Annotated in this window: 19 protein-coding genes and 4 pseudogenes; 19 read left to right on the top strand and 4 right to left on the bottom strand. The window is 36.6% G+C overall.

Translation table 11 applies throughout. The features are described from left to right. From HMPREF2697_RS10375 to HMPREF2697_RS05910, 7 genes and pseudogenes are all read left to right on the top strand, one after another. A pseudogene (locus tag HMPREF2697_RS10375) lies at positions 1–170 on the top strand (glycosyltransferase family 2 protein); the annotation flags it as partial. 1 nt (position 171) lies between these two features. Beyond that, a complete protein-coding gene (locus HMPREF2697_RS05885; RefSeq protein WP_070849958.1) occupies positions 172–1,251 on the top strand; it encodes a glycosyltransferase in 1,080 nt (359 codons plus the stop codon). Between the two features lie 30 nt (positions 1,252–1,281). Beyond that, positions 1,282–2,523 (top strand): polymerase, encoded by a 1,242-nt coding sequence (locus HMPREF2697_RS05890; protein ID WP_252307124.1) that lies wholly within the window; start codon positions 1,282–1,284, stop codon positions 2,521–2,523. Further along, complete coding sequence (locus HMPREF2697_RS05895) at positions 2,524–3,432, top strand: glycosyltransferase family 2 protein (protein ID WP_070849963.1); 909 nt, start codon at positions 2,524–2,526, stop codon at positions 3,430–3,432. It abuts the gene before it with no gap. A gap of 18 nt (positions 3,433–3,450) precedes the next feature. After that, the gene (wecB, locus tag HMPREF2697_RS05900; protein ID WP_070849965.1) at positions 3,451–4,539 is read left to right on the top strand and encodes a non-hydrolyzing UDP-N-acetylglucosamine 2-epimerase; all 1,089 of its coding nucleotides are present in this window, start codon (positions 3,451–3,453) and stop codon (positions 4,537–4,539) included. A gap of 8 nt (positions 4,540–4,547) precedes the next feature. Further along, a complete protein-coding gene (locus tag HMPREF2697_RS05905) occupies positions 4,548–6,488 on the top strand; it encodes an HAD-IA family hydrolase (RefSeq protein WP_045771769.1) in 1,941 nt (646 codons plus the stop codon). A 2-nt stretch (positions 6,489–6,490) separates the two neighbouring features. Then, on the top strand, positions 6,491–7,927 hold the full coding sequence (locus tag HMPREF2697_RS05910; protein ID WP_070849967.1) for a flippase: 1,437 nt from the start codon (positions 6,491–6,493) through the stop codon (positions 7,925–7,927). A gap of 318 nt (positions 7,928–8,245) precedes the next feature. Here the strand turns inward: HMPREF2697_RS05910 and HMPREF2697_RS10380 are convergent. Next, positions 8,246–8,383 (bottom strand): annotated as a pseudogene (locus tag HMPREF2697_RS10380) (IS110 family transposase); the annotation flags it as partial. Between the two features lie 281 nt (positions 8,384–8,664). Between HMPREF2697_RS10380 and HMPREF2697_RS05915 the strand changes: the two are divergent. The 10 genes and pseudogenes from HMPREF2697_RS05915 to HMPREF2697_RS05960 all read left to right on the top strand — a co-directional run bounded on the left by HMPREF2697_RS05915 (position 8,665) and on the right by HMPREF2697_RS05960 (position 17,584). Then, on the top strand, positions 8,665–9,396 hold the full coding sequence (locus HMPREF2697_RS05915; RefSeq protein ID WP_257375242.1) for a Cof-type HAD-IIB family hydrolase: 732 nt from the start codon (positions 8,665–8,667) through the stop codon (positions 9,394–9,396). Between the two features lie 18 nt (positions 9,397–9,414). After that, positions 9,415–10,017: pseudogene (locus HMPREF2697_RS05920) on the top strand (histidine phosphatase family protein). Then, a complete protein-coding gene (locus tag HMPREF2697_RS05925) occupies positions 10,014–10,622 on the top strand; it encodes a histidine phosphatase family protein (protein ID WP_070849969.1) in 609 nt (202 codons plus the stop codon). Before HMPREF2697_RS05920 ends, HMPREF2697_RS05925 begins: the two are co-directional and overlap by 4 nt. Continuing rightward, positions 10,619–11,216 (top strand): annotated as a pseudogene (locus HMPREF2697_RS10680) (histidine phosphatase family protein). The gene HMPREF2697_RS05925 and the pseudogene HMPREF2697_RS10680 overlap by 4 nt, the downstream one beginning before the upstream one ends. A gap of 78 nt (positions 11,217–11,294) precedes the next feature. Further along, complete coding sequence (locus tag HMPREF2697_RS05935) at positions 11,295–12,431, top strand: AI-2E family transporter (protein WP_013990647.1); 1,137 nt, start codon at positions 11,295–11,297, stop codon at positions 12,429–12,431. Positions 12,432–12,554: 123 nt separating this feature from the next. Continuing rightward, entirely contained in the window at positions 12,555–13,991 is a 1,437-nt protein-coding gene (locus tag HMPREF2697_RS05940) for a glycoside hydrolase family 1 protein (RefSeq protein ID WP_070849971.1), read from the top strand. Between the two features lie 247 nt (positions 13,992–14,238). Continuing rightward, the gene (locus HMPREF2697_RS05945; RefSeq protein ID WP_004182567.1) at positions 14,239–14,517 is read left to right on the top strand and encodes a phasin family protein; all 279 of its coding nucleotides are present in this window, start codon (positions 14,239–14,241) and stop codon (positions 14,515–14,517) included. Positions 14,518–14,534: 17 nt separating this feature from the next. Continuing rightward, complete coding sequence (locus HMPREF2697_RS05950; RefSeq protein WP_070849973.1) at positions 14,535–16,112, top strand: ABC1 kinase family protein; 1,578 nt, start codon at positions 14,535–14,537, stop codon at positions 16,110–16,112. Between the two features lie 3 nt (positions 16,113–16,115). Next, entirely contained in the window at positions 16,116–16,736 is a 621-nt protein-coding gene (locus tag HMPREF2697_RS05955) for an SGNH/GDSL hydrolase family protein (protein ID WP_049529293.1), read from the top strand. After that, positions 16,733–17,584 carry a patatin-like phospholipase family protein gene (locus HMPREF2697_RS05960; RefSeq protein WP_070849975.1) on the top strand — a complete coding sequence of 284 codons (852 nt, stop codon included), beginning with the start codon at positions 16,733–16,735 and terminating at the stop codon, positions 17,582–17,584. Before HMPREF2697_RS05955 ends, HMPREF2697_RS05960 begins: the two co-directional genes overlap by 4 nt. A gap of 26 nt (positions 17,585–17,610) precedes the next feature. On the opposite strand, the gene HMPREF2697_RS05965 is transcribed toward HMPREF2697_RS05960, so the two are convergent. The 3 genes from HMPREF2697_RS05965 to HMPREF2697_RS05975 form a co-directional block, all read right to left on the bottom strand. Then, positions 17,611–18,951 carry a D-alanyl-D-alanine carboxypeptidase family protein gene (locus tag HMPREF2697_RS05965; protein WP_049529291.1) on the bottom strand — a complete coding sequence of 447 codons (1,341 nt, stop codon included), beginning with the start codon at positions 18,949–18,951 and terminating at the stop codon, positions 17,611–17,613. A 187-nt stretch (positions 18,952–19,138) separates the two neighbouring features. Continuing rightward, the gene (locus HMPREF2697_RS05970; protein WP_004182562.1) at positions 19,139–20,485 is read right to left on the bottom strand and encodes a D-alanyl-D-alanine carboxypeptidase; all 1,347 of its coding nucleotides are present in this window, start codon (positions 20,483–20,485) and stop codon (positions 19,139–19,141) included. A gap of 229 nt (positions 20,486–20,714) precedes the next feature. Beyond that, the gene (locus HMPREF2697_RS05975; protein WP_070578518.1) at positions 20,715–21,911 is read right to left on the bottom strand and encodes a cation diffusion facilitator family transporter; all 1,197 of its coding nucleotides are present in this window, start codon (positions 21,909–21,911) and stop codon (positions 20,715–20,717) included. 213 nt (positions 21,912–22,124) lie between these two features. Between HMPREF2697_RS05975 and HMPREF2697_RS05980 the strand changes: the two genes are divergently transcribed. Both HMPREF2697_RS05980 and HMPREF2697_RS05985 read left to right on the top strand, forming a co-directional pair. After that, positions 22,125–22,778: a uracil-DNA glycosylase gene (locus HMPREF2697_RS05980; RefSeq protein WP_004182560.1), complete on the top strand. Its 654-nt coding sequence runs from the start codon at positions 22,125–22,127 to the stop codon at positions 22,776–22,778. A 19-nt stretch (positions 22,779–22,797) separates the two neighbouring features. Further along, complete coding sequence (locus tag HMPREF2697_RS05985) at positions 22,798–24,066, top strand: dihydroorotase (RefSeq protein ID WP_070849977.1); 1,269 nt, start codon at positions 22,798–22,800, stop codon at positions 24,064–24,066. Positions 24,067–24,099 lie beyond the last annotated feature (33 nt).

Below are 24,099 nucleotides of genomic sequence, written 5' to 3' on the forward strand. Positions count from 1 at the left end.
AAAAAAAAGGATACAAGCGTTTATATACACCAGAGATTAAAGTTCTCCATCATCAAAATGTTGCGACAAATCAGGTATATTCAAATTTGGTAGAAAAAACCATCTTTTCAAACAAGTGTAATTTTGAATCTACTAGTTATTTCTTAGAATTGATGGGGAAGGAAAAATAACATGAAAAAAATACTTTATGTAATGAACGTTGAGTGGAATTGGATAAAACAACGACCTCACTTTATTGCAGAAGGATTGTCTAAGAATCACCATGTGGAAGTTCTTTATCGGTATTGGTATAATAGAAAAGGTCTTACTCTAAATAGGAATGAAAATAGTGTGAAGCTTTCTCGAATTTATAGTATCCCCTTTGTAACTAGATTTGCAAAACTTAAGGCAGTAAATGATTGGATTGTTTCCCGAAAGATAAAAAAAGTAGCTAGAAAGTTTGATCCAGATATTGTTTATTTAACACATCCTAATCAATTTGAGAAATTTGATAATAACTATAAAGGAAAGGTCATTTATGACTGTATGGATTATCATACTGCTTTCATTACTGAAAATAACGAGCAGCAACGAATCAAGAAACTTGAAACTAAATTAATTGCTAGGGCAGATCTAATTTTAGTATCTAGTGAAAGATTACTATCAAATCTGTTGAAAGATTATCAAGAGGTACTAGATGAGTCTAAAATTGAAGTTGTTAGAAACGGCTATAATGGAGATATATTGGATGTTCCAGCTGAAAAAAGAAAAGCAAAAAAATATGTTTTAGCTTATGTTGGTACAATAAGTCATTGGTTTGATTTCGATATTTTGTTGGAAAGTTTAAAAGATTTTAAGAATATTGAATATCGTTTGATAGGACCAGTAAGTGGAGTTACAATTCCCGAAAATGAAAGAATAAAGTATGTTGGTAGTGTAGATCACAAAGATATCTATTCTAATATCAAAGATGCTGATGCGTTGATTATGCCATTTAAATTAAATGATATTGTGGAAGCAGTTGATCCCGTAAAATTGTATGAGTACATAAACTTTAATAAGGATATCTTGACGATAAGTTATAAGGAGATAGAAAGATTTAGTAAATTTACTTATTCTTACGATGGTTATGACGAATTTAAGAGTCAGCTTGAAATATTAATGCAATCAAAAGAAATTAAATACAATGAAAAGATGAGAGAAGATTTCTTGAATTGTAATAGTTGGGAAAATCGAATTTCAAGAATAGAAGCATTGATTGAAAAATTATAATCTGTATTTAACATATTCTGGGAGGAAAAATTGAGAAGCTTTCGTATAGAATTAATGGAGCTGTTGTATTACATTTCTGTAGCATTTTCGGTGGGATTATTCTTGTTTTTAAATGTAAGTTTATTTATTCATAGGAATTTACTTACACTTATCTCTATTTTTATTATTATCCTTATGCTTCCACTTTTAATAGCTAATAGAAGGTATATATCTAGGTCTGCGTTTTTTTTTGGTGCTGCATATATTTTGTGTGTATTATTTTCATCGATAAAAGCCGCAAGTTCTTATTCTTATTCATTTATCGAATATTTTTATGCTATAAGACAATATATTTGGGTTTTATTATTCTTTACTTTAATTTATTTATTTGGGAATAATGAAAAAAAGATGAAACGAGTAATTGATAATACAATAAACATTTTACTTGTTTCATTGGTTATTCGTTTTATTTCATGGCTGTCATTTTCATTACTTAAATTTCAATTGTTTCCAAAAATATTGATGGAGTTTGGAAAGTTATGGTATAGAAATGAAACTTCTATTCGAATTGATGGCACACCTCTAATTTCTATAGCACTTTTTTTATCCTTTTACTTTTTATTAAAGTATGGTGAAAGAAAGTATTTTTATAAACTACTTTTTATGATGATTTTTGTAGTTTTTGTAAATCAAACTCGTATGTTAATCTTCCCTCAGTTGTTATCAATGTTTTTTATGTATTTATACTATAAAAAACCTTATATGCATTTTTATCTTTTTTGTATTATTGCAGGAATAGTATGCTTTTTATTAACTGGTGGCTTAGACTTGATAAAAGGGTATATTAATCTATTTAATAATGGATCTACTGATTTGGGCTTAGGATTTAGATATTGGGAACTTAAGTATTATTTGAGTTTGTTGAGAGACAATCATTGGATATACGGATTAGGTATATTAACCTCCTTAAATGCAAATAGTTTTTCTATACTGTTTGGTCCCGGTATGGTTCAGATGTATCTTGATGACTTGGGATTCGTAGAACTTTTCGTTCAATTTGGAATACTTTCTTTCTTTTTATATGGTTATTTGATATATAAATTGGTGACCTTGATAAGAAGAACAAAGAATAAAAAATATATATGTGAATGCTCTCTATTTATAGGTTTGTTGACTAACATATTGGTAACTGCCGCATCATTAAACATATTTGGTAGTCAGAGGATTTACTCTTTAGTGTTGATCTTTGCATTAATATTCTTTTATGATTATCAGTTGACTAAGGAGAGATAAATGTTAAATAAAGTATGTTTTATCATTCTAAATTATAATAATTACACCGATACGATTAATTGTATTCATAGTTTACAGTCAACGATTCGTCGTGATATGTACGACATTATTGTAGTTGATAATAACTCTTCTAATGATAGTGTTAGACAATTGAGAAAATGCTTGAATGATGTTGAAATTATTCCCAATAAGGTGAACCGAGGATATGCTAATGGTAACAACATTGGTATAAAAATTGCTGAAAGCCGAGGATACATATATATATGTATATTAAACAATGATACTGTTATCGATATTGATTTTTTAACACCCTGTGTTGATTTCTTGAAGAATGATAGTTCAATTGCTTTTATAAGTCCAGCACTTGTGGAATATAAAGATGATGATTTAGTTCAATCTACAGGAGGTGATATTTGTATTGAAAAAGGATACGTTAATCTAAAAAATAATAAAGTTTCAAGAAGAAAATTACCTCCCATTGTTGAGAGCGATTATATTGGTGGTGCCTGTATGTTATTCAGAACTGAAGTTCTGAATAAGTTAGGGTATATACCGGAGAGTTATTTTTTATTTTATGAGGAGACCGAGTGGTGTTACAAGGCCAAAGAACAAGGGTTTAAAAATATATGTCTAACGGACTACTATATTTACCACAAGGGATCGGTATCTATTAATGCTATAAATGGATTACAAGAGTATTTGATGAATAGAAATAAAGTAGTTTTCGTTAAAAGAAATATAAATAGCAAAATTAAATATATTAGATTTCTGATGTATCTACTTTTTAGATTTACTTATCGTCTTCTTTTAGGAAAAGAAAAAAATATTAAGATTATTAGGTATTACGTTGATGGTATAAGAGGAGTAATTGATTCGAAATATCCGTTTATTGTGATTGAAAATGATTAATATATTGGAAGGTGTAAAATGAAAAAAGTAATGTTGGTTTTTGGAACGCGCCCAGAAGCGATTAAAATGTGTCCCTTAGTTAAAGAACTGAAACAGCATACTACTATTGAAACAGTAGTGTGCGTTACTGGTCAACACAAGGAAATGCTAGAACAAGTTTTAGATGTTTTTAAGATTATACCTGATTATGACCTAGGTGTCATGAAAACCAATCAGACACTATTTACAATAACAACATCTATTTTAGATAAAATACAATCAGTTTTAGATGAAAAAAAACCAGATATTGTTCTAGTTCATGGTGATACAACGACGACCTTTGTAACAGCTCTAGCAGCATTTTATAAAGGTATTAAAGTAGGGCATGTTGAGGCAGGCCTTCGAACTTATAATTTACATAGTCCGTTTCCAGAAGAATTTAATCGTCAAGCAACGTCTATAGTTTCTGATTACAACTTTGCTCCTACAGAGGTTTCAAAAGAAAACCTAGTGAGAGAAGGTCGAAAGAACATTTTCGTTACTGGGAATACTGTAATTGATGCCTTGAAGACTACAGTTCAAAATGATTATAGCCATCCTATTTTAGATTGGGCCAAAGGAAGTAAGCTCATTATGTTGACAGCGCATCGTCGTGAAAATCTGGGTGAACCAATGGAGCATATGTTCCGAGCGGTCAATCGTATTTTGGATGAATTCGAAGATGTGAAGGTGGTTTATCCGATTCATAAGAATCCCAAAGTTCGTGAATTAGCCAATAAAGTATTTGGAAATAATGAACGAATGAAAATTATTGAACCTTTGGAAGTGATTGATTTTCATAATTTCATGAACCAAAGTTATATGATTTTAACGGATTCAGGTGGCGTTCAGGAAGAAGCACCTTCGTTAGGCAAACCTGTGTTAGTGATGCGAGATACAACAGAACGTCCTGAAGGTGTCGCTGCCGGAACCTTGAAATTAGTTGGAACAAGTGAGGAAAACATCTATAATAATTTCAAGCGATTGCTGGAAGATCAAACTGAGTACAATAAAATGAGTGAAGCTAGCAATCCTTATGGTGATGGTACGGCTTGTAAACAGATTGTTAAAATTTTATTAGATAATTAGGTGAAATGATGTCTGTAATTGATTATAAAAAAATTAAGACCAACATTGTCGCATTCGATTTCTTTGATACTATTGTTCATCGTGATTGTAATCCTGAAATTATTTTATTTAAGTGGGCCAAAGAGGTTTCGTGCTATTTAAGATTTTCGATTAGTCCATCTGTAATTTATCAAATAAGAAAGAAAATTGAAACTGAAAAAAAAAGTAATGGCTTTGAAGAAGTTGCTTATCAAGATCTCTTATCTGAGCTTTATAATAGGTTAAAGAATCTTTCTAAATCAGAATATTTTCCTGATATTGAAGATTTTGTTGAGTTTTCGAAAGAGTTAGAAGTACTTTTAGAAATAGAGCATATTTATATAGATAATGAAATTTTAGATATTATAAAGTTTCATTATGAAAATGGGAAAAAATTATACGTTATTTCCGATTTCTATGCCGATAGTAAGCTTATAGGTAAGATTTTGGAACATTTAGGTATAAAACATTATTTCGAAGATATTATAGTTTCTAGCGAATATAATGCACGTAAATCTAGTGGTAGGTTGTTTGAAAAATTCTTATCTATAACAGGACTGGAGCCTCACCAAGTAACTATGATTGGAGATAATTATATCTCTGACTTTGTCAATCCCAGTAATTTAGGGTTAAACGCATATTTTAGAGAGTATACTCCAGTTGAAGATAGTTTAATTGACGATAAAGGACTTGAGAAACTTTATAAAGATGTTCTTTTTTCCGATGCCGAGGATGCTCCATTTAATGGATTCTTAGCAGACATTTTATATTTTGTTTCGAAATTACATGTTCAACTTACAAAGGATAGAGTGACCAAAGTTTTATTCTGTTCACGTGAAGGTCAGTTATTAAAGAAATTATTTGATCTTTATCAAAGTACTTTTTTACATAAGAATAAGATTCAAACATATTATTTTTATGTTTCGAGACGTTCAACGTTAATTCCATCTTTAACTAATCCTGATGTTGAAGATTTTGATATCATTTTTAGACAATATAAAAAAATTAGTTTAGAAAATTTTCTTCTGAATTTAAATTTTTCAGATGAAGAGATTAAACAGATAGCTGGTGATTTAAGAGTTGAAATTAAGGAGACTCTTGAAAAAAATTCCAAGCTTTTAGAGTTACTGAAATCCAACCCTGTTTTTCTTAAGAGATATATGTTTGAGAAATCAAAGAGCTCGAATTTTAGAGATTATGTGAATAGTTTAACTAGTGATGATACTATTTATTTGGTTGATATAGGTTGGAAAGGTACAATTCAAGATAATATTCAAAGGGCGTTATCTGATAAAATTATTATAGGGTATTATTTTGGTCTTAAATATCAAAATAATGATAACATTTCGAAAAAGAATAAGTTCGGTATAATGTTTAATGATTTTCCTGAGAAGACGGAGTTTTTTGATATTATTAGTAGAAATTATGAATTTTATGAGGATATTTTTGTAGCTGATCATGGCCCGACAATTGCGTATAAGTCAACTAATGGAAAAGTAATTCCAATCCTTGATAATGACCGGAAACATGTTAAAGTTTATGAAATGGTACATAGCTACCAAGAAAATATGATTACGGGATTTAAAACTTTATTGGAAGGGTATAGTAATTCTTGTAAACTTCCGTATGATTGTTATAATTTATTTATTATTAATTCTTTAAAAAAGGAATGTATCTTCGCTCCTAAATTATACCTTTTAAAGGAAAGATTACGTGATAATGTAATAGAAAATTTTGGTGAAGTTGTTATAAAAAAGAAAGTAAGACTTTCAAAGAAATCATTATTTCTTTTAAAGATGGACTTTCTTTGGGTCGATTTTGCATATATGGCTTTTTATAAGATAAGTTTTGGGAAAATTTTCTCAAAACTGTATTGTTATTTCGTCTTCTTTTTAAAACGCTTTATTTTGAAATTGAGAAATGGAATATAATAATGAAAGAGAAATCAATTAAAATTAATGCAATATTGAATGTTTTACTAACTTTGTCAAATATTGTTTTTCCTCTAATTACTTTTCCGTACATTTCTAGAGTTTTAAACCCCACTGGAGTTGGGGTAACTTCTTTTTTCACTTCAATCAGTAGTTACTGTACTTTAGTAGCATCGCTCGGAATTTCTACCTATGGTATTCGTGCTATTGCAAAGGTTCGTAATGATAAAAATAAATTAACTAAAGTATTTCAAGAGTTATTATTAGTTAATTTATTTATGGCAATCATTGTTTCAGTTTTACTATTGTTATTAGCAATGGGGATAGAACAATTAAGATCTGAAATGGGGTTGTTAGTCATTACTTGTGTTACTGTATTGGCTTCACCTTTTTCACTTAATTGGTTTTACAGTGGTATAGAAGAATATTCTTATATAACAAAAAGGTCAATCTTATTAAAGTTTATATCATTGATTCTTACTTTTTTATTGGTTAAAAAGCCCAACGATTATATCGTATATGCTAGTATAACTTTATTTTCTATATTAAGTTCTAATATCTTAAATATTCTTCAAAGTAGGAAATTTATATCTTTTAAATTAAGAAATGATCTTAAATTCAAACATCATCTAAAACCCATGTGGTATTTATTCGCATCTCTTTTGGCAGTAAATGTATATACAAACTTAGACACGGTGATGTTAGGGTTTATTAGTGGTAATTCAGCAGTCGGTCTTTATTCAGTTGCTACTAAAGTTAAATGGATTTTACTATCATTAGTTACTTCTATTAGCACTGTTTTATTACCTCGCTTTTCGTTCTATATTAGTCAGAAAGATATTTCAAAATTTAGAGAAGTTTTACGAGAATCCATTTCAGTGATTTTTTTCATATCAATACCATTAACTGTTTTTTTTCTAATCGAAGCAAGAGATAGTATATTACTTTTAGGAGGTAATAAATATCTAGATGCAACATTAACTATGCAAGTTCTAATGCCTATATTGTTAATTTCAGGCTTTTCAAATATTACTGGAAATCAAATTTTGATTCCGACAGGACGAGAAAAATATTTTATGCTTGCAGTAAGCAGTGGTGCATTTGTTAATTTAATATTAAATTTTTTGCTCATGCCGAAATATGGAATCTTAGGGGGAGGCTTAGCAACCTTGTTTGCAGAGATTACTCAGATGGTTATACAGGTTAAATACTCTATAGATTTCTTACAAAAAAGTATCTCTGTTAGCTCAATCTTTAAATTTATTATTTCAGCTATTATTTCAGCTTTAATATTATTATTAACTAGGTCACTTTTTATTTATAAGGATGCTCTTATTCAGTTAACTGTATCAGGCTTGTTGTTCTTTTTAATTTATGTTTCTTTACTTCTTTTACTTAGCGATAAAACAATAAAGAATGTATTTGGGAATTTAAAGTAGACTATATATAATAAAAAAGTAAATTTTTTTCGTAAAGATCAAAAATAAGTAGTCTATTATGAGTTCTTTATTGTGCTATTCTAAAAGTGAAAAAAATGGCTCTCTGTCAACTGTTGTGAGTGACGAAAAACTAATGCTTTTTTCTACCGTTTGTCAAGTCTATCAAGGCTTTAAGTAAAAAAAGAGAGAAGACAGTAGCTATTCTGAGGTTACTGTCTTATTTTTAACACTTTTTGATCCATAAAAGGGCATGCTAAAAAAACACCTCATCTGGTATTTTTTGAAACAAGGTGTTACAATAATACGGCATAGACAGCTTTATCGATTTTGGCTCAAAGAGTAATCGTAAAGTTTGTTATGCGTAATGAGGTAATATATTGTTCGAATGAGACGATGTATAGAGGCAATCGTATGTGGCTTAGTTGAAGCTATTGTCGATTGTCTTTTTCGGGACTTTTTGTGTACACTTAAAAAGCTCTATAATCTCTACAGTACTTTTACCCACCACAGAAATTATAGAGCTTTTATTTAAGAGATTCCGATGGAATCTTTTTTTATATCCAAGAATAGTATCAGTTTTTCCTATTATGGTACTGGTAAGCGTTTTCTAAAAGGGTTATAATAAGGATAAGTTAGTCGAGGAGGTGCTTTATGACCATTAAGGTGATTGCAACAGATATGGTGGAACATTTTTAGACGATAAAGGGAGCTATGACAAGGAGCGTTTTAATCAGATTTTGGATGCCATGGCTGCGCGTGATATGCACTTTGTCGTTGCATCAGGTAATAGTATGAGCCGTCTTAAACCCATGTTTGCGGAGACTTTTGACCGACTGCATTTTGTAGCTGAAAATGGTGGTCAGGTGGTTAGCTATGGCAAGCTTCTGTGTCAGGAGTTCATGGCATCAAATGATGTTGAAAACTTGCTAAGCTATTTCAATTATGATTTGTTAGATAGGTCAACTATATTTAATGGTGCTCAAGGCTCCTATATGTTAAAAGGGTCTAGGGTTAATTTTGCTGAGATGATAACAGAAGAAGAGCAAGCCGCCATGGAAGCATCCATTCAACGTTTGAATGGGCTGGAGGAGTTAGATGATGATTTCATCAAGATTACCATGTTGCTGAGTCCTGAAGAGGCTAATCGTGTGTCACAGGCTTTTAATCGTGATTTTGATGGCAATCTAGTTGCTGTTCCCAGTGGTTTTGGTGCTATTGACTTCATTCAAAAAGGCATGCATAAGGCTTGGGGACTCAAGCAGCTTCTTAACCACTGGGACTTGTCTGAGTCCAATGTCATGGCCTTCGGTGATGGAGACAATGATCTTGAGCTCTTGCAAATGGCTGGCCGCTCTTATGCTATGGAAAATGCCAGTCCAGCTATTTTACAAGTGGCTGATCAGATTGCTCCCCATCATAAAGACCAAGGAGTATTGACTGTCTTAGAAGATTATTTAGGATTGATTTAAAGAAAGTATGGTGGAGTAATGAAGTTATATTTAATGAGACATGGTGAGACACTATTTAATACACAAAAGCGTGTTCAGGGCTGGTGTGACTCGCCCTTGACTGAAAATGGCATTTGGCAGGCAGAACAAGCCAAGTAGTACTTTGCAAAGAAAGGTATTTCTTTTGATGCTGTCTACTCCTCTACGCAAGAGAGAGCTACTGATACGGCAAAGATTGTGGCGCCTGACTATTCGGTAACTCAGCTAAAGGGAATTAAAGAAATGAACTTTGGGTCTTTTGAAGCTCAACCAGAGCACCTCCTACCTAAACATCGACCAGGTTCACGCTCCTTTGAAGATCTCTTGGTTCCATACGGAGGTGAAGATATTCGCGAGGTTGGTCAGAGGGTCTTAAAGACTATCTTAGAGAAAGCAGAAGCACACACTAAAGATGGTGCTGAGAATCTCCTATTTGTCAGTCATGGGGCGGCTTTATGGGGATTAATCATTTTCATGGATTTGGCCTTTCCTGAAGGAGTGGGCTTTGGGAATTGTAATGTTTGTGTTTATGATTATAACCAAGGTCAATTGGAGCTTCTTCAGGTGATTGATCCGATTTCTGGTTTAGAGGTAACATTATGAAAGAATTTTATTTGATGAGGCATGGGCAAACACGATTTAATGTTCAGCATAGACTTCAGGGGGTCTGCGATGCCCCTTTGACGGAAGTCGGGATTGAACAAGCTAAAAAGGCTGGTCAGTATCTAGCCAAGCAAGAGCCAATTTTTGATCATCTCTTTACGTCAACCTCTGAGAGAGCCAGTGATACTCTAGAAATTGTGACTGGACGAACAGACTATGAAAGACTTAAAGGTCTTAAGGGACAGGATTTTGGAGCTTTTGAGGGCCAGCCAGAGTATCTTACTCCTAAAACTTTACCTGATGGACAAGGCTTTGGTGATTACTTTGTTCAATTTGGTGGCGAGAGTACGACCCAGGTTCGGGATCGTATGGAGTTGACGATTAGGGCCATCATGGAGAGTGTGGCCGATGGTTCTAAGTCCTTGCTAGTTAGTCATGGACCATCTATTTTGCAGTTCTGTAGACGTGTTTTAAATCCGGTTCCAGATATCAATGGTCTTAAAAATTGTTGTATCTTACATTTTACCTATAATCAAGGGCAATTTGAATTGCTTTCAGTATATAATCCTGTAGAAGAAGAGTATATTTATGGAGGCGAAGAATGACACGACTCTATTTAATGAGACATGGACAGACACTTTTTAACACACTCAATCGGATTCAAGGTTGGAGTGATTCTCCCTTGACTGAGAAAGGTCGGGACCAAGCTCGTCAGGTCCGTGCTTATTTTGAAAAACATGATGTGACTTTTGATCAGTATTATTGTACGACAACTGAAAGAGCTTCTGATACCATTGAATTGGCGACTGGGCGTACTGATTATAAACGTGTTAAGGGGCTTAAAGAAATGCATTTTGGTATCTTTGAGGGTCAACCAGAGTATCTTCATCCCAAGACATCTGTTGTGGGGCATTTTGGCGACCACTATGCCCAAGTTTGGTGGGGAAAGTCAAGACCAGTTCGTTGCGCGTGTGGTTTCGAGTGCTAGGGAAATAGTAGATAAGCATCCTGACCAATCTATTTTAGCCGTTAGTCACGCTGGAGCCTTGATGACTTTTCTTCATGCCGTGGAACCAGAGCGGGCCTTTGAGTCGTGTCCAGGCAATTGTGCCATCTTAGTCTTTGATTACGATGGATCGAGCTTCCACTTTGTCAAGCTGATAGATCCAATAGCTGATCAAGAGTTGGTGGAATTTTAGCGGCTTTCTATGATCAAAGATAGTAAGAAACCCTTTCTTAGTGTATAATGGAAGGGTATTTTAAATTTTGGAGTGCCTATGAAATTTACAAAAAATCAGTTCATTTGGTTGGCTGTCCTCTTTTTCAGCTGTTTCTTGATCTATACATATTGGGAAACCGTTGTTTCAATTTGTAACACTATTTACATTGCCAGTCAGCCCTTCCTGGTTGGAGCAGGGATTGCCTTTGTGGTCAATATCCTGATGTCTTTTTATGAGAAGCTACTGGTCAAGTTTATTCCATTTGGTTTTATCGCTAAGATTAAGCGTCCCGTTGCTCTACTCTCCGCATTGGCAACCATCGGTTTGGTCTTTACTTGGGTCGTCTTCACTGTTCTTCCAGATTTGATTGACAGTATCAACACCTTGATTAGTCAAGACCGTTCAGCTATTAATAACTTGATTAATTGGTTGCTTAAAAACAAGTCCTTGCAAAAAATTATTCAAGATCTTGGTGGTGTGACACAGGTTAGAGAGCTAATCAATAGCTATAGTGCTCAGTTGCTTCAACAAATCATGAATGGTTTGACAAGCTTCTTGACTTCGTTAACGAGTCTACCATCAACCTTGATTAATCTCTTTATTAGTATCGTCTTTTCTTGCTATGTTTTGGCTGGGAAGGAGAAACTTGGGAATCAGGTCAATCGTTTGGTAGATGTCTACTTAGGACGTTATGGTAAGACTTTTCACTATGTGGTGGCTATTCTCAATAATCGCTTCCGCAATTTCTTTGTTTATCAGTCGATTGAGGCTTGTATATTGGGGACTTTGTGCTATATCGGGATGCTCATATTTAATTTCCCTTACGCTGCGACTATTTCTATCCTGATTGGCTTTTCAGCTATGATTCCAGTTGTGGGGGCCTATATCGGTGTGACGATTGGTACCATCTTGATTATGACGCACTCTGTGACCTTGGCACTTTTGTTTGTTGCCTACGTGGTTATCTTGCAGCAGTTTGAAGGAAATCTCATCTATCCTTATGTGGTTGGTGGTTCTACCGGACTGCCTGGTATTTGGGTTATCTTCGCTATCACCATAGGTTCTGCCTTGGGCGGTATCTTGGGTATGTTGGTTTCTGTGCCAGTAGCCGCTACCCTTTATCAGATTGTTAAAGATAATGTTGTTAGGCGAGAAGAGGCCAAAGCAGCCAATGTTATTGAAAATAATGATTAATTAAAACAGACTTAGGTCTGTTTTTTTCGTACTATAGTATCAGATGTCAATAAGATAGTATAAGTGTAATCGTTTTCCAAGTGTTATACTATTAGTAGATTAAACAAGACGAGGAGATAAAAGATGACTTATACATTTCCAAAAGACTTTCTCTGGGGTGGTGCAACAGCTGCCAATCAGTTTGAAGGTGCTTACAACCTAGATGGCAAAGGTTTGTCTGTACAGGATGTGACGCCAAAGGGTGGTGTTCCTTTTGAACCTGGGGTTTTGAACCCTTTGATTACAGATCAACCAACAGCAGATAATCTAAAGCTAGAAGGTATAGATTTCTATCACCGTTATAAAGAGGACATAGCACTTTTTGCAGAGATGGGCTTCAAGGTCTTTCGTATGTCAATTGCATGGTCTCGTATTTTCCCAAATGGTGATGATGCTGAGCCAAATGAAGCTGGGCTTGCTTTCTATGATAAAGTCTTTGATGAATTGGCTAAGTATGGCATTGAACCGCTTGTAACCTTGTCTCACTATGAAACACCCCTCAACTTGGCGCGTGAATACAATGGATGGACTAATCGTAAATTAATTGGTTTTTATGAAAACTATATCCGTACCGTCTTCACACGTTATAAAGATAAGGTCAAATATTGGTTGACCTTTAATGAAGTGAACTCTGTTCTACATGCACCTTTCATGTCAGGTGGCATTGCGACACCTATGGAAGAACTCTCTAAACAGGATCTCTATCAGGCAGTCCATCATGAATTAGTCGCATCAGCTTCAGCAACCAAGATTGGTCATGACATCAACCCTGATTTTAAGATTGGTTGTATGGTTCTTGCAATGCCTGCTTATGGTATGACAGCTAATACTTTGGATCAGTTGGCTGTTCACGAGTTTGAAAATCAAAACTATCTCTTCTCAGATATCCATGCGCGTGGGAAATATCCAAACTATATTAAACGCTATTTCAAAGAAAATGGTATTAAAATACAATTTGCTCCTGGTGATGAAGAAATCTTGAAAAATACCGTTGATTTCATTTCATTCTCTTATTATATGTCTGTGGCAACCGCCCACAATCCAGAAGACTATACGATTGGTAAAGGAAATATTATGGGTGGTGTTGAAAATCCCTACCTTGAGAAATCTGAGTGGGGTTGGGCTATCGATCCAATCGGTCTTCGTTTAGTTTTGAATGATTTCTATGATCGTTATCAATTGCCATTGTTTATCGTCGAAAATGGATTGGGTGCCAAGGATGTCCTTGTTGATGGTCCTGATGGTCCAACAGTGGAAGATGATTATCGTATTGATTACCTTCAAAAACACTTGATTCAAGTCGGTGAAGCTCTTCAAGATGGTGTGGAGCTTTGGGGCTATACGACTTGGGGACCAATTGACTTGGTATCAGCTTCGACGGCTGAACTCAGTAAACGATATGGCTTCATCTACGTTGATCGTAATGATGATGGTAGTGGTAGCTTGGCTCGTTATAAGAAAAAATCATTTGATTGGTATAAGTCTGTTATCGAAAGTAATGGTGCAGCCCTTTACAAATAGAAAATCGTTAAGAATCTCAGCAAAAGCTTGAGATTCTTGTTTAGTATTTGAGTACAACGTTGATAAATAAGTATTCCAGTGAATATCTCTATTTGTCGAGTATCTAAATACTATTTGTTGTGATTTATGTTAATTAACACATTTTCTGAAAAAGTGGTAGAATAAAAGTGTGAAAACGTTCTTATATTTTCTGAAGAAGTGGCTAGTCTATTTCTTTACTTTTCCTACTTAGATGGAGGTAACGATAATGAATGATTTGAAAAAAGTTCTCTTGGCTGGTATTGGCTTGACTGCTATGACAGTAGATAAGGCTGATAGTTTTGTCAAAGAGTTGGTTGAAAAGGGGCGTTTGACTGTTGAAGAAGGTAAGGAACTGGAACAAGAGCTCAAACGTCAAAGTAAGGAAGAAGCTCAAGAATTTTTGAATAAACTTGATGCTAAGAAATCTTCAGTTGAGTATGCGACTAAGGATGACGTGAAACGTCTTGAAGAAAAACTTGACGCTTTGCTCAGTCAAAATAAATAAAATGTAAGGAGACTAAAATGGCAAGTAAACGATTGAGACATGTGTTGAAGGTTTTCTCGTCAGTTGGTCTCCTTTCTTATCGTGAAAAACACCTTCCTCAAGACCAACAGACAACACCTGTCAAGCTACGCCAAGCCTTTGAGCAATTGGGACCTAGTTTTGTTAAAATTGGTCAAATCCTATCCACGCGCTCTGACCTTTTGCCAGAGGCCTATATCAGAGAATTATCAAAACTCCAGAGCTCAGTTCCTCCCTTGAATAAAGAGGAAGTCATGACTGCCATTAAGAGAGAATTACCCAGTGGGCTTTCTGACAGTTTCCTTGATTTCTCGGAAGAGCCCTTGGCTTCTGGTTCTGTAGCTCAGACCCATAGGGCTAGATTGTTGTCTGGTCAGGAAGTGATTGTAAAAATTCAGCGACCTGGTATTGATGAGGTCGTTAAGGAAGATATTCAGCTTCTCATTAAGCTTGCACGCCATATTCCAAAGCATTTTATACCTATGGTTGATGTCCAGGAGGTTTTGGAAAATCTGCGAGAAACCCTAATTAAGGAACTTGATTTCAGAAATGAAGCAGAGGCCATGAAGCGTTTTAAGGCAAATAACAGGGCTGTTGCTTGTTTAGGTGTCCCAAAGGTTTATGATACCTTCACGACGCCACACCTCATAGTCGAAGAGTATATCGATGGGATTCCACTTAATGACTATAGCCAACTGCTTGAGGCTGGTTATGATCTGGAAGATGTGGGCAAGAAACTAATGTTGTCATTTATCAAGCAGGTTTTCAAAGATGGCTATTTTCATGGTGATCCTCATCCTGGAAATCTGTTGGTACGTGATGGCAAGATTTGTTTCATTGACTTTGGGATTATGGGTGAGTTGGAAGTGGGGATGCGTGCGTCCTTAAATGACATCTTATATAGTTTTACTGCTCAGGATGTTGACGGTATGACTAAGGCTATCTTGTCAGTCACCCAGTTTGATAATGGCCTAAACCGTGCGGTTCTAAGTCAGGATGTCGAGCAGATGCTGGGGCGTTATTCTGGTGTTGACTTGGGAAGTCTGTCCATGACAGATTTGCTAGAGGATTTGCTGGCTATTTTTCAGAAGAATCATCTTAAAGCCTCGTCTCAAATTACCATTTTGGAGAAGGCTTCGCTTCAAATTGAAGGTATTTTCCGAGAGTTAGCCCCAAATATGGATTTGATGACTCTGGCCAAGGATTATTTCCTAGAAAACATGGGCCCTGACATGCTTAAGCAGGCTCTGAACAAAGAGAGTATCTTGATTGAACTCTTTTATCTGATTCGCAATGGGAAAAATATTCCACGTCGCCTACATCAGCTCTTGGAGCAGATTTTAAACGGACGAATTGTGGTAAACCATGATTTTATTAACTTTTCAGGTCGAATTAAAGTCTTTGAGAAAGTTTTAAATAATCTGGTTTTAGCCTTGCTGACATTGGGATTTCTACTTTCCGGTGCCCTTTTGGCCAATAAATCAGGTTTTGAAAATCTTGCCTGGCTATTTCTTGGACTTGGAACTTTTCTAGCTTTAATCACGGTAGTGCGTATAATATTTAAGAAAAAAGGATGAAGTATGATTGAAACAACTAGGCCCGAGCTTGTGGCCTATCAAGAAGAGCGTTTAGCCAAATTTGTGAATGAAAATCAAAAGTTAGACAAAGGCCAAATTGTTTTTGCAGGGGACTCCATCACGGAGTTTTTTGCGTTGAAAAAATATTTGGGTCGAGATTTTCCCTTGGTAAACCGTGGGATTGCAGGAACAGACTCAGTTTGGCTTTTAGAACACCTTAAAGAGCAAGTTTTAGATTTGGAACCCAGTAAATTGGTACTCTTGATTGGTATTAACGACATCGGAAGGGGTTACCCCATTCGAGATATTGTCAATCGTATTTCCGATATTATCATGACAGTTCGTCAGGAATCTCTCCTTACTGAGGTCTATTTGCTGAGTGTTTATCCGGTTAGTGAAAAATCACAATATGCTTCTAAGGTTAAGATTCGAAATAATGCGACTGTCCGTGAACTTAATCAACAATTGGCTGTTCTCCCTGGTGTGACCTATGTTGATCTTTATGATTACCTGACAGATGCCCAAGGACAGTTAAATGACACTTACACAACGGATGGTTTACACTTGAGTCCACAAGGTTATCAAGTCCTAGCAGAACCAATCAAGAAGGAGATTTTAGAATGAAGGTAGGCTTAGTCCTTGAAGGCGGAGGCATGCGTGGCTTATACACTGCTGGTATTTTAGATGCCTTTTTAGAAGCTGGAATCAAAGTAGACGGTGTTGTATCAGTATCAGCTGGAGCACTTTTTGGTGTTAATTACCTTTCTAACCAGCCCAAAAGAGCCCTTCGCTACAACAAACGATTCATGGGAGACCGTCGCTACATGAGTTTCTGGTCATGGCTGACAACTGGGAACTTTGTAAATAAGGAGTTCTCCTATTATAAGGTTCCTATGGAGTTAGACGTTTTTGATCAGGAGGCCTTTGCGGAGTCGGGTGTTCCCTTCTATGTGGTTACTACAGATATCGAGACCGGAAAACCAGACTATATCAAGATTGATCATGTCTTTGAGCAGATGGAAGCCCTTCGTGCAAGTTCCGCCCTACCTTTGGTTTCTGAAATTGTCGAGTATAAGGGTAAACGCTATATGGATGGTGGACTGTCTGATAGTCTCCCCATTGATTTTATGGAGAATTTGGGCTTTGACAAACTCATTGTCGTTCTGACGCGTCCTAAAGGTTACCGTAAACAGCCATCTAAAACGAGTAAGAGAATCTACAAGCTTTTTTACCGCAAATATCCTGAATTTGTCCAAGTAGCATCAAATCGCCATATTCACTACAATAAGAGTATTGAAAAGATTGAGGCTTTGGAAAAAACTGGCAATCTTTATGCCATTCGTCCAGAGCATGCGCTTGAAGTTGGTCGATTGGAGAAGGATCCTGAAAAGTTTGAAGCCATCTATCAAGAGGGATTAGAACAAATGCGAAATGAGATGGATCATCTCAAAACATTTCTTGGAGACAACTAAAAACGTGCTCGGTTGAGCACGTTCTTTTAGTTATTGATTTGTCGAGCTTGTCGGCATTCTTTGACTTTTTGACGACGCTTTTTCTCGTTGATAAAAATCAAGTAGAGCACATAAAGTGGTAATAAGAGGAAGCAGAACAGAGCAAAGTGTTTCATAAAGTTATGCTTATTGCTTGTTTGTTTGTCCTTCTGACCGCCTGAAAAGAGGAAGAAGCCAGTTTTAGTCGCTTTTACGGTAGTTGCCTTAATTTTAGGTGATACCGTTTTTAGTTCGTTATCTACGACGATAGAATCATCTTTAACACTAATCTTAGGTTCTTGCCCTTTTTTCACTGTGGCATAGACATCTTTTTGGACATCGTATTTTATACCATCAATCTTTTGTTTGCCCTTGCTTAGGACTTTCTTGTAGGAATAGTCTTTAAACATTTTCTCAATAAGGGAGTTACCGAAGGCATGGCGGATTTTTTCGCTACTTTCATCTTCCCAATTTCCAACGCCCAGGATAACTGAAATGACACGTTGATTCCCTCGTTTGCATGTGGAGATGTAGTTGTAATCTCCTCGTGAACTTGAACCTGTCTTAAGGCCATCCACTCCTTTAAGGCCATAATCAGCACCAGGCAAGGAGTAGTTGTAATTTTCAAAGGTTTCCTCGTATGGTGTTCCTTTTTTGACAGTTACTGTCTGTTGGCTAGTGTATCTGAGGATTTCAGGGTGATGTTTGATAAGGTTATAAGCCATGATAGACAAATCACGGGCTGTCGTCTGGTTAGAGTGGTTATTATCATAACGTTTAGGCGTGTAGTAGCCTTTGTAAGATGCCGCACCAGCTCCAGAGGCATTGTACCATTTGGTCTTTGTCATGCCGAGCTCTTTAGACTTCTCGTTCATACGATCAATCCACTTGTCAGGGTCATTATCACTGAGATAGTTGGCAAGCATGACTGTCGCCGCATTTGAAGAGGGAACAGCTGTCATAGTGATAAGTTCTGAAACCGTGTATTTAACTCCAGAAACAATCTTGTTGTTTGAGATTTCGTAGATATTAGCAATAGCCTCATCGGTTGGTTTGGCTGTAATCACGGTGTCTTCTTTGATTTCTCCCTTTGACAAAGCATCAAAAACCAAGTAGAGAGACATGACTTTACTCATGGAAGCGGGGTCACGTACTTCATCAATGTTATCTTGCCAAAGGATATCACCAGTATTGGCATCAATCAAAAGTGATGATTTAGGTCTATAGGTCTCGGTGGCTTCCTTGTAGCCCGCTTTTTGTGCTATATCTACTAGTTGGTCAGCGGACGACAGACGGGGAGCTAAAGCCAGACTAGCTACCAGGAAGAGTCCTAACAATTTCTTTTTCAAAATAATCTCCTTAGTAACAACGTTTAGACACTCTTTTAAAAGCATCCTTTAATCCATTTTTGTTATATGTTTGTAAAAAAAGTCATACTCGTCTATTATAGCATAGTTTTGGGTGGTTTTATCAGTATTCTTGGGGGACTTCCTTGAATAGAGTATAAAAAAAAACGTGTCATGGACACGCTTTCTTTTATTTATTGATTTGTCTTGCTTGACGACGTTCTTTGACTCTTTGACGACGTCCTTTTTCATTAAGGTAAATCAAGTAGAGGAGACCAACTGGGATAAGGCATAGCAACCAGAAATAAACTGGGAGTTGGCCATTATTTGTTGCTTTAGTAGCCTTTTTATCTTTTTGGTTACTTCCAAAATCGAACCATCCCTTAACTTTAGTTGCCTTAACAGAAGTAGCCTTGATCTTAGGTGATACTGGCTTCAGACCATTATCAATAACAATTTGGTCATCTTTAACAGAGATTTTAGGGTCTTTGCCTTTTTTGACTGTGGCGTAGACATCTTTTTGGACATTGTATTTTTTACCGTCGATTTCTTGTTCACCCTTGCTAAGAACTTTCTTGTAAGAGAAATCTTTATACATTTTCTCAACGAGAGCATTACCAAAGGTATGGCGGATTTCTTCACCTGTTTGGTCAGACCAATCACCAGAACCCATGATAACAGCAATCATACGTTGATCACCACGCTTGATAGTATCAATATAGTTGAAGGCACCTTCTGGGCTTGATCCTGTCTTCAAACCATCAACCCCATCAATTCCGTATTTAGCTCCTGGAATAGAGTAGTTGTAAGTCTCGAAGGTTTCCTCATAAGGTGTTCCCTTTTTAACTGTGACAACAGGTTTGCTAGTGTATTTGAGAATGTCAGGGTATTTCTTGATGAAGTTATAGGTCATGATAGCCAAATCACGTGCAGTTGTTTGGTTGGTTTGGTTGTTATCATAACGTTGAGGACTGTAGTAACCTTTGAAGGCAACAGCAACGGCACCAGAAGCGTTAAACCATTTGGTATTGGTCATCCCTAGCTCTTTAGATTTTTCATTCATCATGTCAAGCCATTTATCAGGATCATTATTGGTCAAGTAGTTGGCCAGCATCACGGTTGTAACGTTAGAGGAAGGCACCGCCGTCATAGTGATGAGTTCTGAAACCGTATAATCAACCCCAGCAACAATCTTGTTGTTGGAAATTTCGTAAATATCGGCAATAGCTTGGTCGGTTGGAGTAGCTGTGATAACAGTATCTTCAGAAATCTCTCCTTTAGACATAGCTTCAAAGACCAAATAAAGTGTCATGGCCTTAGACATAGAAGCAGGGTCACGCACCTCATCAGCATTTTCTTCCCAGAGGACATCTCCGGTATTGCCATCAATTAAAAGGGTTGATTTGGGGCGATAGGCCTCAGTGGCTTCATTATAACCAGCAGCGCGTGTGATATCCATTAATTCGTCAGCACTAGACAAACTCGGTGCTAGGGATAGACAAGCTGCTAAAAGGACGGCAACAATTTTCTTTTTCACAATGTGTCTCCTTTAATATCTATGGGGTTCTGTAGTTGGTAGAACCTATTTCTATCTATTAATAACATTTGCCTGTCAAAACCCTAAATTCAGTAGTGACAAACAATTTCATTATAACATATAAAAGTTAGAGTTTTCCTAACATTCGGTATTTTAATGTAATTTTTAGAATTGATTGAGTGTTACCCAAATATAGTTGGAAACAGAAAAAAACGAGCTTACTTGCTCGTTAGTTTTCATCTTTTATCCTTGTCACTTGGTGGTAAATCATGAACCAGGTTTCATTTCGACGCCAGATACTAGTGTGGAAATTTCCTCCCAACTCATAACTAATTAGTTTCGTTTTTTGACTAACAGATGTCATCTTGAAGCTGTCAAAGTTATTGAGAAGTGGTTGTTGATTAGCAATGACTTCTTCACGAGTGTGATGATGACCATTTTCATCGATTAAGTAGAAGTCAGGTGCCAAGAGATTTTCATAGTCAGGAATTTTTGACAGAATAATCTTTTCATTGCGAGAGAGTTTGTGAAGGACATTGCCATAAATTTCATCTTCGGGAATGGCAGCGGGCTCTACGTGGACATCAGTGTCATAGACAGAGAAACGCTTGCTGAGGACCTCCTCAATTTGTTCGGTAATGGCATGACTCTCGTATACAGAGAGGTCAGGATTCATCTCAACCACAATATCAAGATAGACGTTGCTGCCATAAGAACGGCCACGTTGTTTCTTAACTTTAGTGACTTTTGGAATCTCAAGAATGGCTTTTTCATAGGCCTTGAGGTTTCTCTCATCGAAACCGTCTGACAAACTAAAGGTTGCTTCCATGAAGATATCATAGGCTGTCTTTAGGATGAAGAAGGTAATGATAATGGCAGTAATATAGTCGATAATCGTCAGGTTGAAGGATGCTGCAACGATAGCGATTGAGGTACCAATAGAAGTTACAGCATCGGAGAGATTGTCCTTGGCAGCAGCAATCAAAGCACTAGATTTTAGCTTTTTAGCAAGTCTTTTATTGTAAAAGTAAACGCCACACATGACGATAGCAGATAGGATACCAACAGTGGCACCAAGTGGATCAACCACAGTTTCCTCTCTTAGAAAAATCTTTCGGACTGTTTGAATGAGGACCTGGAAACCTACCACGAACATGATAAAGGAAGTGACTAGGCTTGATAAGTCTTCAATCTTCCAATGCCCAAACCTATGATCTGCATCAGCTGGTTGACTAGCTAGGTGCAATCCAATGAGTAGGGCCACGTTCCCTAAAATATCTGACAAGTTATTGAAACCATCGGCAATCAAAGAGCTAGAGTTTAAAAAGTGTCCAGCTAGAAGTTTTGCAATGGTAAGAAGAAGGTAGGCAGCGATGCTGACAATAGGACCTCGTCTGGCTGCTCTTAAATTTTCATACGTAGTCATAGGATTACCTTTTCTCTTAAAATACAAGATTAAATTATAGCATAAAAATATAACGAATTAAAGGTTGTAAGCCCTTTAAACTTGTGGATTCATTCATTTTTAAAACTTTATAGAAAATGCCTAGTAATCAGGGTGTTTTTTCAGTATTTTCCGAATATTCCCTACAAATTATGGTATAATTTAGGGTGTAAAACAGTCTAAAAAGAGGTTTTTATGGAACATTCGACATGGCACAAGCTTCTGAAAGAGGAACTGCCAGATCATTATTTTTCAAAGATAAATCAGTTTATGGATCAGGTTTATAGTCAGGGAACGGTTTATCCGCCACGTGAAAAGGTTTTTAATGCCTTGTTGGAGACTCCATTTGAAGAAGTGCGGGTGGTAATTCTTGGTCAGGACCCTTATCATGGGCCTCATCAAGCACAAGGACTATCCTTCTCAGTACCTGATAGCCTTCCTGCTCCTCCGTCTTTAAAAAATATTCTTAAGGAGTTAGAGGAAGATTTGGGTCCTAGACCCTTTCATGATTTAACTTCATGGGCTGAGCAAGGGGTGCTTTTGCTTAATGCCTGTCTGACAGTTCCAGCTGGTCAAGCAAATGGGCACGCCGGTCAGGTTTGGGAACCTTTTACAGATGCTGTGATTAAGGTTCTCAATCAAAAGGATACTCCTGTTGTCTTTATACTTTGGGGTGGCTATGCTCGTAAGAAGAAAGCTCTGGTTACCAATCCAAAGCATGCCATTATTGAGAGTGCCCATCCGAGTCCCTTGTCGGCCTATCGTGGTTTTTTTGGCAGCAGGCCTTTTTCAAAAGCCAATGCTTACCTTGTATCTCAAGGCCAATCCCCAATTGATTGGTTGAAGTAAAATAGAAAGTTGGAAGATTATGTTACTGATTAAAAATGGTCGTGTTGTAGACCCTAAGTCTGGTTTGGATACGCAAGCTGATGTTCTTGTTGATGGTAAAAAAGTCGTTAAGATTGCTGAAAATATCGAAGCTGTAGATGCTCAAGTCATCGATGCGACTGGTCTTGTGGTTGCTCCTGGTTTGGTGGATATCCATGTTCATTTCCGTGAGCCAGGTCAAACTCATAAGGAAGACATTCATACTGGATCTTTGGCAGCGGCTGCAGGTGGTTTTACAACAGTTGTCATGATGGCTAACACTAATCCAACGATTTCAGACAAGGAAACCTTGGAGGAGGTCTTGACTTCAGCAGCTAAGGAAAATATCCATGTTAAGTCTGTTGCGACTATTACAAAGAACTTTGATGGTGAAAACATCACTGATTTCAAGGGCTTGCTTGAGGTTGGTGCTGTCGGATTCTCAGATGATGGTATTCCATTGACCAATGCTGGTATTGTCAAAAAAGCCATGGAACTTGCTAAAGAAAATAATACCTTTATCAGCCTTCACGAGGAGGATCCTGATCTAAATGGTATTCTCGGTTTCAATGAAAATATTGCTAAAAAAGAATTCCATATTTGTGGGGCAACTGGTGTAGCTGAGTACAGTATGATTGCGCGTGATGTCATGATTGCTTATGATACACAAGCACATGTTCATATTCAACACTTGTCAAAAGCTGAATCTGTAAAAGTGGTTGAATTTGCCCAAAAACTTGGAGCGCAAGTTACTGCCGAAGTGGCACCGCAGCATTTCTCTAAGACTGAAGACCTCTTGCTCTCAAAAGGTGCTAATGCCAAGATGAACCCACCACTTCGTTTGGAATCTGACCGTCAGGCCGTTATCGAAGGGTTGAAATCTGGAGTTATCTCAGTTATTGCCACAGACCACGCGCCACACCATGCCGATGAAAAGAATGTCGATGATGTGACTAAAGCACCATCAGGAATGACTGGTCTTGAAACATCTCTATCTCTTGGATTGACCTACTTGGTTGAAGCAGGTCACTTAAGTTTGACGGAACTCTTGAAAGTAATGACTAGCAACCCATCTGATCTTTATGGCTTCGATGCCGGTTATTTGGCTGAAAATGGACCAGCTGACCTTGTAATCTTTGCGGACAAGGAAAAACGTCAGGTCACAGCAGACTTTAAGTCTAAGGCGGCTAATTCACCATTTGTAGGCGAAGAGCTTACTGGCAGTGTTAAATACACTATCTGTGACGGTGAGATTGTTTATCAAGCCTAAATAAGGGATCAGAGCAGGGCACATCGAGACACT

The organism is Streptococcus sp. HMSC064D12, assembly GCF_001837205.1.
GTDB classification, from domain to species: Bacteria; Bacillota; Bacilli; order Lactobacillales; family Streptococcaceae; genus Streptococcus; species Streptococcus salivarius_D.